The 489-nt window shown below is 64.2% G+C and carries 1 pseudogene; it reads right to left on the reverse strand.

Going from position 1 to position 489, the window contains the following annotated elements:
- Window positions 1-450: pseudogene (locus RAD15_RS43600) on the reverse strand (alpha/beta hydrolase); the annotation flags it as partial.
- Window positions 451-489 lie beyond the last annotated feature (39 nt).

Raw genomic sequence — 489 nt, forward strand, 5'->3', positions numbered from 1 at the left:
CGGGTTCGAGACAAGATCGTCATAGCCCAGATAAGGCTGACGGGTTACCTCGGCGCCGAGTGCCGTCAGGTGCGCCGACAGCGCGATATCCTTGTCGCGTGCCGGCCGCTCCACCATCAAAATTCGCCGGGCAGGCAGATGGGGGATGGCTTCGATGTTCAGCTTTTTGACATGGGCGGCAACCTCGTCGGGCATGACTAGGCTGGCTATGGCGACATGATCGGTGATGCGCTGGTCATCCCGCAGGCCGAGGCCTTCGTCCACCATCTTCGACCAGGCGGCGAGCTCCCGCAGATACCTGCGCCCATTGACGACCGGCGCCATCAAGGCGACACCATCAAGGGCTTTCAGCTGCGGCGCGACGAGGGCGGCAAGCGTTGCGCCGAGGCCATGGCCGATCAGGATAAGCCGGGAGGTCCCGGAAAGCCGGCGCAGTTCTTCAGCAGCCACGAGTGCCGCTCTCTCCCAGATGGCAAGGCCGTCCGCGAA

Source organism: Bradyrhizobium sp. 14AA (genome assembly GCF_054185205.1).